11 protein-coding genes and 1 pseudogene are annotated in these 13503 nt (G+C 68.4%); all 12 read left to right on the top strand.

Translation table 11 applies throughout. The annotated features are described in order from the left end of the window. Positions 1-1031: Rieske (2Fe-2S) protein (locus DSP71_RS22845; RefSeq protein WP_258546192.1), on the top strand; the 1031-nt coding region annotated here is incomplete at its 5' end. 84 nt (positions 1032-1115) lie between these two features. After that, positions 1116-1646 (top strand): bifunctional pyr operon transcriptional regulator/uracil phosphoribosyltransferase PyrR, encoded by a 531-nt coding sequence (pyrR, locus tag DSP71_RS01045; protein ID WP_113680143.1) that lies wholly within the window; start codon positions 1116-1118, stop codon positions 1644-1646. Further along, on the top strand, positions 1643-2608 hold the full coding sequence (locus DSP71_RS01040; RefSeq protein ID WP_046747141.1) for an aspartate carbamoyltransferase catalytic subunit: 966 nt from the start codon (positions 1643-1645) through the stop codon (positions 2606-2608). Before pyrR ends, DSP71_RS01040 begins: the two co-directional genes overlap by 4 nt. After that, complete coding sequence (locus tag DSP71_RS01035; protein ID WP_058631202.1) at positions 2605-3909, top strand: dihydroorotase; 1305 nt, start codon at positions 2605-2607, stop codon at positions 3907-3909. The genes DSP71_RS01040 and DSP71_RS01035 overlap by 4 nt, the downstream gene beginning before the upstream one ends. After that, positions 3906-4418, top strand: coding sequence for a hypothetical protein (locus DSP71_RS01030; RefSeq protein ID WP_046747139.1), 513 nt, complete (start codon positions 3906-3908; stop codon positions 4416-4418). Before DSP71_RS01035 ends, DSP71_RS01030 begins: the two co-directional genes overlap by 4 nt. Further along, entirely contained in the window at positions 4415-5593 is a 1179-nt protein-coding gene (gene carA / locus DSP71_RS01025; protein ID WP_113680142.1) for a glutamine-hydrolyzing carbamoyl-phosphate synthase small subunit, read from the top strand. Before DSP71_RS01030 ends, carA begins: the two co-directional genes overlap by 4 nt. After that, on the top strand, positions 5593-8880 hold the full coding sequence (gene carB, locus DSP71_RS01020; protein ID WP_113680141.1) for a carbamoyl-phosphate synthase large subunit: 3288 nt from the start codon (positions 5593-5595) through the stop codon (positions 8878-8880). The genes carA and carB overlap by 1 nt, the downstream gene beginning before the upstream one ends. Then, complete coding sequence (gene pyrF, locus DSP71_RS01015) at positions 8877-9722, top strand: orotidine-5'-phosphate decarboxylase (RefSeq protein WP_113680140.1); 846 nt, start codon at positions 8877-8879, stop codon at positions 9720-9722. Before carB ends, pyrF begins: the two co-directional genes overlap by 4 nt. After that, a complete protein-coding gene (gmk, locus tag DSP71_RS01010) occupies positions 9715-10626 on the top strand; it encodes a guanylate kinase (RefSeq protein ID WP_058631200.1) in 912 nt (303 codons plus the stop codon). The genes pyrF and gmk overlap by 8 nt, the downstream gene beginning before the upstream one ends. A gap of 65 nt (positions 10627-10691) precedes the next feature. Beyond that, the gene (gene rpoZ, locus DSP71_RS01005) at positions 10692-10946 is read left to right on the top strand and encodes a DNA-directed RNA polymerase subunit omega (RefSeq protein WP_017204385.1); all 255 of its coding nucleotides are present in this window, start codon (positions 10692-10694) and stop codon (positions 10944-10946) included. An 88-nt stretch (positions 10947-11034) separates the two neighbouring features. After that, complete coding sequence (gene metK, locus DSP71_RS01000; protein WP_113680139.1) at positions 11035-12228, top strand: methionine adenosyltransferase; 1194 nt, start codon at positions 11035-11037, stop codon at positions 12226-12228. Between the two features lie 16 nt (positions 12229-12244). Continuing rightward, positions 12245-13503: pseudogene (locus tag DSP71_RS00995) on the top strand (primosomal protein N'); the annotation flags it as partial.

Genomic DNA, 13503 nt, shown 5'->3' with positions numbered 1-13503 from the left:
ACCTGCCGCTCGACGCCAAGCAGAACTTCGCCCGACTCAAGCGCGAGGCGCAGAACAAGCGCGCCATGTACTACATCGAGAAGGTCGACGCCCCGCATGTCTTCCCGATGGCAGGGCCGCCCATGTTTCTTCGCGACGACCTGTTCGACTTCAACGGACTCGGAAAGAACGGCGAGTCGATCTTCACGGACCAGAAGCAGTTCCTCGCGCATATGAAGGAGCTCGCTCCGCAGTACGACGGACAGCTCTTCATCCCCGGCACCGTCGTCACGGTCGAGGGTGGAGAGGTGACGAGCGAGCAGACCCTGTACACCGAAGCGGAGATCGCCCACATCTTCGACGAGAAGTGGGAGTATCTCGAAGAGCAGCGCGCATCCCGTCAGCAGGAGATCCGCGACGAGGAGGCCTCCCGCGCCGAGATCATCCCGCCGGCCGAGATGCTGGCTGCGATCAAGGAGTGGTGGGAGCCGCTGCTGAAGAAGTCCCGCACGATCCGACTCGGCGTCGGCGGATGCGTCCGGTTCCGCATCGGCGAGCTGGACATGGTGGTCGACTTCCCCCGCGCCAAGGTCCGCGAGTACGCGGGCGAGGAGTGCATCTACTGGTACACGATCCCCGCCGATCTGGTCTCGACGAACATCGTCGACCACGAGATCGACTGGTCGAACTCGATCTTCCTCTCGATGCAGTTCTCGGTGGGCCGCAGCGGCAAGTTCAACGAGTTCCTCACCACGTTCCTCAAGTGCCTCTCGGTCGACCGGATCGAGTACGTCGAGAACTGGTACCAGGAGCAGACCGACCAGACGGAGGACGCCGAGATCGGCGACTGGGTCGTGCAGCGCCGCTGCCCCCATCTGCGCGCCGACCTCACCAAGACCGGCAAGGTCGACGAGGACGGCATCCTCACGTGCAGCATGCACGACTGGAAGTGGGACCTGAAGACGGGACGCTGCCTGTCCACGGCGGGGCACCCGATCCGTTCCTCGAAGATCGACGAGGTCACCGATCCCGTGCTGCAGGAGGCGAGCTGATCAGCGGAGGCCTGAGCGCTCCGATAGACTGACATCACAAGCAACCTTTAACACCGTCCTGTGAGGCGGAGAAGGGAGCGGCCGATGAGCATGCGCACTGTGCTGCACGAAGCCGACATCTCACGAGCGCTGACCCGGATCGCGCACGAGATCCTCGAATCCAATCGAGGCGCCGAGAGCCTCGTCCTGCTGGGGATACCGACCCGCGGCGTCACTCTCGCCCATCGCCTCGGCCTGCTGATCAGCGAGATCGCGCAGCAGTCCGTCCCGGTCGGCTCCCTCGATGTGACGCTGTTCCGCGACGACCTCGCGAAGCACCCGACCCGCTCGCCGCAGCCGACGGAGATCCCTGTCGGGGGCATCGACGGCAAGACCGTGGTGCTCGTGGACGACGTGCTGTTCTCGGGCCGCAGCATCCGCGCGGCGCTGGACGCGATCCAGTCGATCGGACGCCCCTCCGTCGTGCGCCTGGCGATCCTCGTCGACCGCGGACATCGGGAGCTCCCGATCCGCCCCGACTTCGTCGGCAAGAACATCCCCTCGGCCCGCACGGAGCGGGTCAACGTGCGCCTCTTCGAGAACGACGGGGCGGAGGAGGTGACGATCGGCGAATGAGACACCTCCTCGACACCCGCACCCTCGACAGGACCACCGCGCTTCGCATCCTCGACGTCGCCGAGGACATGTCCGACACGCAGTCGCGCGAGGTCAAGAAACTCCCGACGCTGCGGGGCAAGACCGTGGTGAACCTCTTCTTCGAGGACTCCACCCGTACGCGCATCTCGTTCGAGGCCGCTGCCAAGCGCCTTTCCGCCGACGTGATCAACTTCGCCGCCAAGGGATCCAGCGTCTCCAAGGGCGAGAGCCTCAAGGACACCGCCCAGACGCTCGAGGCCATCGGCGCCGATGCGGTCGTGGTCCGGCACCCGGGTTCCGGCGCCCCGCAGACCCTCGCCACCAGCGGCTGGATATCGGCCGGTGTGGTGAACGCCGGAGACGGCACCCACGAGCACCCCACGCAGGCGCTGCTCGACGCCTTCACGATCCGCAAGCGCCGTTTCGGTGCCGAAAGCCGCGGACGGGATCTCAGCGGACTGCGTGTGGTGATCGTCGGCGATGTCCTGCATTCGCGGGTCGCACGGTCCAACGTCTGGCTGCTCACCACGCTCGGCGCGGACGTCACCCTGGTCGCGCCGCCGACGCTGGTTCCGCAGAACGTGTCGCTCTGGCCGGTCCGGGTCGTCTACGACCTCGACGAGGCGCTGGCGGACGAGCCGGATGCCGTCATGATGCTCCGCATTCAGCTGGAACGCATGAATGCCGCGTATTTCCCGACTGAGCGGGAGTATTCCCGCCGCTGGGGTCTTGACGCACGGCGTGTGGCCGCGCTTCCGGGCGGTAGCATTGTGATGCACCCCGGACCCATGAACCGGGGACTGGAGATCTCCTCCGAAGCTGCTGATTCCGCCCGTTCGACGGTGCTGGAACAGGTCACCAACGGAGTATCCGTCCGCATGGCGGTGCTGTACCTGCTGCTCGCAGGAGAACGAGACGACGAACGAGGGGGAGACCTGTGAACGAGACCCTCGTCATCACCGGTGCGCAGCTGCTCGGTGCCGAGAGCGCCGACATCATCATCGAGGGCGGGCGGATCGCCGAGATCGGGACGGGTCTCACCCGCACCGGTGCGCGCGTGATCGACGCTGCGGGCCTGGTCGCGCTGCCGGGGCTCGTCGACCTGCACACCCACCTGCGCGAACCCGGCTACGAGGCGTCGGAGACGATTCTCACCGGTACCAGGGCGGCCGCCGCCGGCGGGTTCACCGCGGTGTTCGCGATGCCGAACACCTCGCCCGTCGCCGACACGGCGGGGGTGGTCGAGCAGGAGCTCGCCCTCGGCGAGGCTGCCGGCTACGCGACGGTGCAGCCCATCGGGGCCGTCACCGTGGGACAGAAGGGCGAGCGTCTCGCCGAGCTCGGCGCCATGGCCACCTCGCGCGCCCAGGTGCGCGTCTTCAGCGACGACGGCTTCTGCGTCTTCGACCCGCTCATCATGCGTCGGGCTCTGGAGTATGTGAAGTCCTTCGACGGCGTCATCGCGCAGCACGCCCAGGATCCCCGCCTCACTGAGGGGGCGCAGATGAACGAGGGAACGGTGTCCGCCGAGCTGGGCCTCGCCGGCTGGCCTGCGGTCGCGGAGGAGTCGATCATCGCGCGCGACGTGCTGCTGGCAGAGCACGTCGGCTCGCGGCTGCACGTCTGCCACCTGTCGACGGCGGGCTCCGTCGACATCATCCGGTGGGCCAAGAAGCGCGGCATCAGCGTCACCGCTGAGGTGACGCCGCATCACCTGCTGCTGACGGACGAGCTCGTGCGGGGATACGACGCGCGCTACAAGGTCAACCCGCCCCTGCGCCGGGAAGAGGATGTCCTCGCCGTGCGCGAGGGCCTCGCCGACGGCACGATCGACATCGTCGCGACCGACCACGCGCCGCACCCCAGCGAGCACAAGGCGTGCGAGTGGCAGGCTGCGGCGAACGGAATGGTGGGTCTCGAGAGCGCGCTGCGCGTCGTGCACCAGTCGATGGTGCAGACCGGGCTGCTCGAGTGGGCGGACATCGCGCGCGTGATGAGTGCGGCACCGGCACGGATCGGACGCCTCTCCGGCCACGGCACACCGCTCGAGGTCGGGCAGCCGGCGCAGCTCACGCTCTACGACGCGTCGGTGGACGGCGTCTTCACCGAAGCAGACCTGCACGGTCGCAGCGTGAACTCGCCCTATCTCGGCCGTGCTCTTCCCGGGCGGGTGGAGTACACGGTGCACGGCGGCGTCCTCACGGTCGACGGGGGCAGCGTCGTCGAGGAGCTCGGCGCATGAGCGCTCGGGATCTCGCCGTCGCGATCACCATCGCGGTCGCCCTCCTGGTGCTGCTGGTGATGCTGCGCGCCTGGCGACGACGAATCCGCCGCGATTCCGTGTTCTCGGCCCCGCTGGGTGTGCCCGAGCATGCGGAGGTCGCCCGCCGCGACGAGGTGCTGTACGTGTCGACGACACGGCACGGACAGCCGCTCGAGCGTCTCGCGGTGTCGCCTCTCGCATACCGGGCCCGCGGTGAGGTAGCCGTCACGGATCGCGGCATCGCCCTCTGCCTCGACGGCACGCCGACGGTCTTCCTGGCGAAAGACCGTCTCGTCGCCGTCGACCGCGCCACGGTCACGATCGACCGTGTCGTCGAGCCGGGTGGTCTCGTGCGCATCGCATGGAACATCGACGACGACACTGTCGTCGACAGCTACCTGCGCGTCGCCACCGGCGAACCTCAGAACCTCATCTCCGACCTGCAGCGGCTCGTCCCCGCCGCCCCCGACACAGGAGCAACGTCATGACACTCTCCACCACCCCCGAGCAGGCCTCAGCGGCTCGGCTCCCCGACCCTGCCGTCCTCGTCCTGGAAGACGGCACCCGCCACATCGGCCGCGCCTACGGCGCCCGTGGGCGCACTCTGGGCGAGGTGGTCTTCTCGACCGGCATGTCCGGCTACCAGGAGACGATCACCGACCCGTCCTACGCGGGGCAGATCGTGCTGCAGACGGCACCGCACATCGGCAACACCGGCATGAACGACGAAGACGCGGAATCGCGTCGCATCTGGGTCGCCGGCTACATCGTCCGCGACCCCTCGAGGGTGGTGTCGAACTGGCGTGCGAACGCCTCGCTCGATGACGTTCTCGTGGAGGACGGCATCGTGGGCATCAGCGGTATCGACACCCGATCGGTCACCCGACACATCCGCTCGGCGGGTTCAATGCGCGGTGGCATTTTCTCCGGTCCGGATGCCGTGCTCGACCCGGAGGAGCAGGTGCGCATCGTCCGCGAGGCTCCCGAGATGGCCGGCCGCAACCTGTCGGCGGAGGTCTCGGTCGACGTCGCCACCGTGACCACGGCACTGGGGGAGCGGATCGGCAACCTCGCCGTGCTCGACCTCGGCGTCAAGCAGGCGACGATCGACAACCTGGCCGCTCGCGGGTTCGAGGTGCACGTACTTCCGCAGAACGTGACGATCGACGAGATCCGCGCCGTCGATCCCGTCGCCGTCTTCTACTCGAACGGGCCCGGCGACCCCGCGGCATCGGGTGACCACGTCGAGCTGCTGCGCTCGGTGCTCGACGAAGGACTCCCGTTCTTCGGCATCTGCTTCGGCAACCAGCTGCTCGGTCGGGCTCTCGGCCTCGGCACTTACAAGCTGCCGTTCGGACACCGTGGCATCAACCAGCCGGTGCTCGACAAGCAGACGGGCAAGGTCGAGATCACCGCTCACAACCACGGCTTCGCCGTCGAGGCGCCGATCGAGGGCACGTTCGACAGCCCCCACGGCTACGGCAAGGTGGAAGTCAGCCATGTCGGCCTCAACGACAACGTCGTGGAGGGACTCCGCGCCCTCGACATCCCGGCCTTCTCGGTGCAGTACCACCCCGAGGCGGCTGCGGGCCCCCACGATGCCAACTACCTCTTCGACAGGTTCCGCGACCTGGTCATCGCCAGCCAGAAGGACTCCAAGTAATGCCCAAGCGCGACGACATCAACTCCGTCCTCGTTATCGGCTCCGGCCCGATCGTCATCGGTCAGGCCTGCGAGTTCGACTACTCCGGCACCCAGGCGTGCCGCGTGCTGCGCGAGGAGGGTGTCCGGGTCATCCTGGTCAACTCCAACCCGGCCACGATCATGACCGATCCCGACTTCGCCGATGCGACGTACGTCGAACCGATCACCCCTGAGGTCATCGAGACGATCATCGCCAAGGAGAAGCCGGATGCCATCCTCCCGACACTCGGTGGGCAGACCGCTCTGAACGCGGCCATGGCGCTCGACGAGCGCGGCATCCTCGCGAAGTACGGCGTCGAGCTCATCGGCGCCAAGGTCGATGCGATCAAGAAGGGCGAGGACCGCCAGGTCTTCAAGGAGCTCGTGCTCGAGGCGGGCGCCGACGTCGCGAAGAGCGTCATCGCCCACACCATGGACGACCTCCTCGCCGGTGCCGAGAAGCTCGGCTACCCGCTCGTGGTGCGCCCGTCCTTCACGATGGGCGGCCTCGGTTCCGGCTTCGCCTACGACGAGGAGGACCTGCGTCGTATCGGAGGCGCCGGTCTGCGTGACTCCCCGACGACCGAGGTGCTCCTGGAGGAGTCGATCCTCGGCTGGAAGGAGTACGAGCTCGAGCTCATGCGCGACACGGCCGACAACACGGTCGTCGTCTGCTCGATCGAGAACGTCGACCCGGTCGGCGTGCACACGGGTGACTCGATCACGGTGGCCCCGGCGCTGACCCTCACCGACCGCGAGTACCAGAAGATGCGCGACATCGGCATCGACATCATCCGAGCCGTCGGCGTCGACACCGGCGGTTGCAACATCCAGTTCGCGGTCGACCCGGCGAACGGGCGCATCATCGTGATCGAGATGAACCCGCGCGTCTCGCGCTCGAGCGCCCTCGCCTCGAAGGCCACCGGCTTCCCGATCGCGAAGCTCGCCGCGAAGCTCGCCCTCGGCTACCGCCTCGACGAGATCCCGAACGACATCACCGGGGTCACGCCGGCGAGCTTCGAGCCGACGCTCGACTACGTCGTCGTCAAGGTGCCTCGCTTCGCGTTCGAGAAGTTCCCTGCGGCGGACGCCACGCTCACCACGACCATGAAGTCGGTCGGCGAGGCCATGGCCATCGGCCGCAACTACGCCACCGCGCTGCAGAAGGCGCTGCGCTCGCTCGAGAAGCGCGGCTCCAGCTTCCACTGGGGCGAGGAGACCCGTTCGGTGGAAGAGCTCCTGGAGGTCGCCAAGACGCCGACCGACGGCCGGATCGTCACGCTGCAGCAGGCACTGCGCAAGGGCGCGACGGTCGAGCAGGCCTTCGAGTCGACGGCCATGGACCCGTGGTTCCTCGACCAGATCGTGCTGATCAACGAGGTCGCGGAGATCGTGCGGACGGCTCCCGAGCTGGACGCCGCGACTCTCCGTTACGCCAAGGAGCACGGTTTCTCCGACGCGCAGCTCGCCGAGCTCCGCGGCACGTCCGAGACCGAGGTCCGCGGCGTCCGCCATGGCCTCGGCATCCGTCCGGTGTACAAGACCGTCGACACGTGCGCCGGCGAGTTCCCCGCTCTCACGCCCTACCACTACTCGAGCTACGACTTCGAGACCGAGGTCGCTCCGTCCGAGCGCACCAAGGTGGTCATCATCGGCTCTGGGCCGAACCGCATCGGTCAGGGCGTGGAGTTCGACTACTCGTGCGTGCACGCGTCGTTCGCGCTCTCCGATGCCGGGTTCGAGACCATCATGGTCAACTGCAACCCGGAGACGGTCTCGACCGACTACGACACCTCCGACCGCCTGTACTTCGAGCCGCTGACGCTCGAGGACGTGCTCGAGGTGCTCGACGCGGAGGCGGCGAGCGGCACCATCCTCGGCGTCGTGTGCCAGCTGGGCGGCCAGACGCCGCTGGGACTCGCGAAGGGCATCGAAGCGGCCGGCTACACGGTCCTCGGCACGAGTCCGGAGGCGATCGACCTCGCTGAGGAGCGCGAGCTGTTCTCCCGTCTGCTCGACGAGGCGGGTCTCGTGGCACCGCGCAACGGCACGGCGATCGACGTCGACGGAGCGGTGAGCATCGCCGAGGAGATCGGTTACCCGGTGCTCGTGCGTCCGAGCTTCGTTCTCGGCGGGCGCGGCATGGAGATCGTCTACGACACGGCGTCGCTGCGCGACTACTTCGTGCGCACCGCAGGCGAGGTCGTCATCGAGGAGGGCAAGCCGCTGCTGGTGGACCGATTCCTCGACGATGCGATCGAGCTGGACGTGGACGCCCTCTACGACGGCACCGAGCTGTACATCGGCGGCGTCATGGAGCACCTGGAGGAGGCCGGTATCCATTCCGGCGACTCCAGCTGCACGCTGCCTCCCGTCTCGCTGGGTCGCACGGACGTCGACCGCGTGCGCGAGGCCACCCTCGCCATCGCGAAGGGCGTGGGCGTGCGCGGACTGCTCAACGTGCAGTTCGCCATCAGCGCCGGCGTGCTCTACGTGATCGAGGCGAACCCGCGCGCCAGCCGCACGGTGCCGTTCGTCTCCAAGGCGCTGGGCATCCCGATGGCGAAGGCCGCGAGCCGCATCATGACCGGTTCCACCGTCGCCGAGCTGCGCGCCGAGGGCATGCTGCCGGAGCAGGACGGCTCGCGTGTCCCGCTGGACGCTCCGGTCTCGGTCAAGGAGGCTGTGCTGCCCTTCAAGCGGTTCCGCACCGCCGACGGCAAGACGGTCGATTCCGTGCTCGGACCGGAGATGCGCTCCACCGGCGAGGTCATGGGCATCGACCGTGACTTCCCGACGGCGTTCGCCAAGAGCCAGGCTGCCGCCTACGGGGGCATGCCCACGTCCGGCACCGTGTTCATCTCGGTGGCCGACTCGGACAAGCGTGCGGTCATCCTTCCCGCGCACCGCCTGCAGCAGCTCGGCTTCACGATCGTCGCGACCGAGGGCACCGCGGAGATCCTCTCGCGCAACGGCATCGCCGTGACGGTCGTCGAGAAGTACAGCGAGACGCAGGAGTCGGGCGCCCGGAACATCGTCGACCTCATCAACGACGGGGAGATCGACATCGTCGTGAACACTCCGTCGGGTGGCGCCGCTCGCGCCGACGGCTACGAGATCCGCGCTGCGGCCGTCGCCGCCGACAAGGCGCTGTTCACCACGATCGCCGTGCTCGGCGCAGCGGTGAGCGGAATGGACGCCGCCCATGAGGGCTTCCAGGTGAAGAGCCTCCAGGAGTACGCGCTGGACCGGAAGGCGGCACTGTGAGCCGACGCTTCGGCGAACGCGTACGGGCAGCGCTGCGCGCGCACGGCCCTCTCTGCGTCGGAATCGACCCCCACGCGGCCCTGCTCGCCGCGTGGGGGCTCCCCGACGACGCGCGCGGTGTGCGGGACTTCGGTCTGCGCACGGTCGAGGCGGCCGCGGGGCGAGTGGCTCTCGTGAAGCCCCAGGTGTCGTTCTTCGAGCGCTTCGGCTCGCGGGGCGTCGCCGCGATGGAAGACGTGCTCGCGGCCGCACGGGCGGCCGATCTGCTCGTGATCGCCGATGCCAAGCGCGGGGACATCGGATCGACCATGGGCGACTACGCGCGCGCATGGCTCACACCCGGCTCGCCCTTGGAAGCCGACGCGTTCACCGTCAGCCCCTTCCTCGGCGTGGGCGCCCTCGACGGGGCGTTCGCCCTCGCCGAGGAGCACGGCAAGGGAGTCTTCGTCCTCGCCGCGACCAGCAACCCCGAGGCCGAGGGGCTGCAGCGCGCAGTCACCTCGACAGGTGAGACCGTCTCCGGATCGGTGATCGGCGAGGTCTCCGCCCGCAACGCCGCGCTGGCAGACGCGGGGGAGTGGGGCAGCTTCGGCTTCGTGATCGGTGCGACCGTGGATTGGGACCTCGCGGGAATCCACCCGTTCGGACCCGTGGCTCCCATCCTCGCTCCCGGCTTCGGCGCGCAGGGCGCAACGCCTGCCGACCTCCGGGTGCGCTTCGGGCCCATGTCGGATGCGGTGATCGCGAGCGAGAGCCGCAGCATCCTCGGCGCCGGACCCGATCATCTGGTTGCCACGATCACCGCTCGCGCGGCCGAGTACTTGGAGGTGGCGCGTGCCTGACGCGCAGCGTACGGTTCCCGAGGTCGACAGGGCGGCCGCCGCACGCCGTGCCGTGGAGCGTCGACGCGCGAGAGCGTCGGTGAAACGCGACCTCACGATGCGCGTGGTGACGCCGCAGACGGTACTGCACCGCGCGACGGCGGACGCCGACTCGGTTGAGGGATCGATGCGCATCACCGACTTCCTGCTGGCGCTCCCCGCGATCGGTGCGGGCAAGCGCGACCGCGTGCTGGAAGAGCTGCACATCTCGCCGGTCAAGCGTCTCGGAGGGCTCGGTGCTCGGCAGCGTCGGGTGCTGGAGGCCTGGCTGGACTCCCGGTTCCCGCCCGCGGCTCCCCGCGGCGCACGCAGTCGGCTCTTGGTTCTCGCCGGTCCCACCGCCGTGGGAAAGGGCACGGTCGCCGCGCACATCCGCGAGCACAACCCCGAGATCCACCTCTCGGTCTCGGCCACGACCCGGCCCCCGCGTCCCGGCGAGATCGACGGGGTGCACTACTACTTCGTGGACGACGACGAGTTCGACCGGTTGATCGCCGACGGGGAGCTGCTCGAGTACGCCGTGGTGCACAACCGCTCGCGGTACGGCACGCCGCGGGCGCCGATCGACGCCGCTCTCGCCGAAGGCAAGACGGTACTGCTCGAGATCGACCTGCAGGGCGCGCGTCAGGTGCGTGCCGCCGAACCGGCAGCGACGCTGATCTTCCTGCTGCCTCCGAGCTGGGACGAACTGGTGCATCGACTGGTCGGCAGGGGCACGGAAGACGCCGAGGAAAGGGCCAGGAGGCTGCGTACCGCGAAGGTCGAACTCGCCGCTCAGAACGAGTTCGACCACCTCATCGTGAACGAGGACGTCGCCACTGCGGCCCGCGAGGTCGTAGAATTGTCTACAAGCTCTGCGCGCTGAGCGTCTTCGCGCGCCTTTCGCACCGTCTTCGCGACGATCCCGTCGCCTGATCAGGAGGTCTCACCATGGCCGGACACAACAACGGCATCATCGATCCCCCCATCGACAACCTGCTCGACCGCGTCGACTCGAAGTACGAGCTCGTCATCTACGCCGCGAAGCGCGCGCGTCAGATCAACGACTACTACTCCGACCTGCACGAGGGAAACCTCTTCGACAACGTCGGCCCGCTCGTGGACTCGTCCGTCGAGGACAAGCCGCTCACGATCGCGCTGCACGAGATCAACGAGGACAAGCTCCGCCTTCGTCACGCAGAGTGATATTCCAGGCCGCGCCTCCGTTCTGTCGGAGGCGCGGTCCAGAATGGGTGCAACACCCTCTCTCTGTCCGTCCCGTTCTGGAGTATCGATGAGCGCCCTGCGTCTGTTCACGTCCGAGTCCGTCACCGAGGGACATCCGGACAAGATCTGCGATCAGATCTCCGACAGCATCCTCGACGGGCTCATCGCGAAGGACAAGGGCTCCCGCGTCGCTGTCGAGACGCTCGTCACGACGGGTCTCGTCCACGTGGCCGGCGAGATCCGCACCGAGGCCTACGTCGACATCCCCACGATCGTCCGCCAGGTCGTGAACGGCATCGGCTACACCTCCAGCGACACCGGCTTCGACGGCTCCTCCTGCGGTGTCAGCGTCTCGGTGGGCGAGCAGTCGACCGACATCGCCCACGGCGTCGACAGCGCCCAGGAGCACCGCGACGGGTCTTCTATCGATCCGCTGGACGGGCTCGGTGCCGGCGACCAGGGCATCATGTTCGGCTTCGCCACGAACGAGACGCCGCAGCTGATGCCGATGGCCGCCTGGACGGCACACCGCCTCGCCGAGCGGCTCACCGAGGTGCGTCGCAACGGCCAGCTGCCGTTCCTGCGCCCCGACGGCAAGACACAGGTCACGCTCGGCTACGACGGCTTCACGCCGAAGACCGTCGATGCGGTCGTCGTCTCGACCCAGCACCACCCCGACATCTCGCAGGATGACGTCAAGGCCCAGGTCCGGGAACACGTGATCGATCCCGTGCTCGCGACCACAGGCCTCGACCTCGACGACGTCACCCTGTACATCAACCCCGCCGGGCCCTTCGTCACGGGCGGCCCCAAGGGGGACGCGGGTCTGACCGGGCGCAAGATCATCATCGACACCTACGGCGGAGCCTCGCGTCACGGGGGAGGTGCCTTCAGCGGCAAGGACCCGTCGAAGGTCGACCGGTCCGGCGCGTACGCAACGCGGTGGGTCGCCAAGAACGCCGTCGCCGCGGGGCTGGCCGACCGCCTCGAGGTGCAGGTGGCCTACGCCATCGGCGTCGCACGCCCGGTCGGTCTGTACGTAGAATCGTTCGGCACGGGCAAGGTGTCGGACGAGATCATCACCCGCGCGATCAACGAGGTGTTCGATCTCCGCCCGCAGGCGATCATCGAGCAGCTCCAACTGCTGCGCCCGATCTACGCGCAGACCGCGGCCTACGGGCACTTCGGCCGTGAGCTCCCGGACTTCACCTGGGAGCGCACCGACCGCGTCGAAGAGCTGCGCCGCGCCGCCGGTCTCTGATGGGACCGCGGTCCTGATGCCTGCGGAGAGCCGGCGCATCGCGCGCGTGCTCCTCGATTCCCCTCTTCCGCAACTCGATCGGCTCTTCGACTACGCCCTTCCCCCTGAGCTGGGGGATGTGCCCCTGGGAGTTCGCGTTCGTGTGCCCCTGCGCACCGCCGGACGCGTGATCGACGGCTACGTCGTCGACATCGACGCGGAGGACGATGCCGACCGGGCGCTCTCGGAGGTCGAGAGCGTCGTGTCTCCGGTGCCCGTGCTTCCCACGCGTCTGCACGCCCTCGCTCGTCGCGTCGCCGACCGGGCAGCGGGCTCGGCCTCCGACGTGTTGCGCCTGGTGATCCCCAAACGTCAGGTGCGTGTCGAGAAGGCGTGGACGGCCGATACGCCCGCCGAGGTCCCCGACGCCGATGCTCTGGCCGTGGCGGAGAGCACGGTCGATCTGTACGAGGGGCTCGGCGCCGTTCTCGACTCCGGTGGTCGCGCCGCGGTCGAGGCGATTCCCCAGCTCGTCGACGGCGTGCAGGGCTGGGCCCGTCTGCTTGCGGCATCGGCAGCGCGGATGCTCGCCGCGGGGCGATCATCGATCATCGTCGTCCCGGACAGTCGCGATCTCGATCGACTCCTCGCGGCTCTGGAGGCGCTCGTCCCCGCCGCCGCAGTGGTCCGTCACGACTCCCGGCAGACCAACCCCGACCGTTATCGTGGCTTCCTCCGCACGCTCGAAGACGCCCCGTGCATCGTGGTGGGCAACCGCTCGGCCGTGTACTCACCCGTCGTCGCAGGCCTGGTGGCGATCTGGGACGACGGCGACCCGCTTCTCGGGGAACCGCTGGCCCCGTATGTGAATGCACGGGACGCGGCACTGCTGCGTCAAGAGCTGGAGGGGTCGGCGCTGCTCTTCGCCGGCCACACGCGCACGACGGATGTCGAACGGCTGGTCGTCCTCGGCTGGCTGCAGGACGTCAGAGCAGCACGTCGAGTGCTGCCGCGAGTCGTCCTCAGCACGCCCCAGGAGATGGAGCAGCCGACGGCTCAGCGGATGCCGTCGTCCGCGTTCCTCGCCGCACGCACCGCGGCGGCGGAGGGCCCGGTGCTCGTGCAGGTGTCGCGCCCCGGATTCTCTCCTTCACTGGTGTGCGCGGACTGTCGAGCGCCCGCCCGGTGCGCCCACTGCGGCGGTCCACTCGGTGCGAAGCATCGCGGTGCCGTGCCGGTGTGCGGATGGTGCGGACGCGGAGCCAGTGCCTGGACGTGTCCTGCCTGCTCGTCGAC

Source organism: Microbacterium sp. H6, from assembly GCF_003314775.1.
Lineage (GTDB): Bacteria > Actinomycetota > Actinomycetes > Actinomycetales > Microbacteriaceae > Microbacterium > Microbacterium oxydans.
The sequence above is the reverse complement of the archived record's forward strand: the minus strand, read 5'-3'. Positions and strand labels throughout refer to the sequence as shown.

Coding starts and splice junctions, on each gene's coding strand:
- pyrR (WP_113680143.1), top strand. CDS start 1,116: ATGAGCATGCGCACTGTGCTGCACGAAGCCGACATCTCACGAGCGCTG.
- DSP71_RS01040 (WP_046747141.1), top strand. CDS start 1,643: ATGAGACACCTCCTCGACACCCGCACCCTCGACAGGACCACCGCGCTT.
- DSP71_RS01030 (WP_046747139.1), top strand. CDS start 3,906: ATGAGCGCTCGGGATCTCGCCGTCGCGATCACCATCGCGGTCGCCCTC.
- carA (WP_113680142.1), top strand. CDS start 4,415: ATGACACTCTCCACCACCCCCGAGCAGGCCTCAGCGGCTCGGCTCCCC.
- carB (WP_113680141.1), top strand. CDS start 5,593: ATGCCCAAGCGCGACGACATCAACTCCGTCCTCGTTATCGGCTCCGGC.
- rpoZ (WP_017204385.1), top strand. CDS start 10,692: ATGGCCGGACACAACAACGGCATCATCGATCCCCCCATCGACAACCTG.
- metK (WP_113680139.1), top strand. CDS start 11,035: ATGAGCGCCCTGCGTCTGTTCACGTCCGAGTCCGTCACCGAGGGACAT.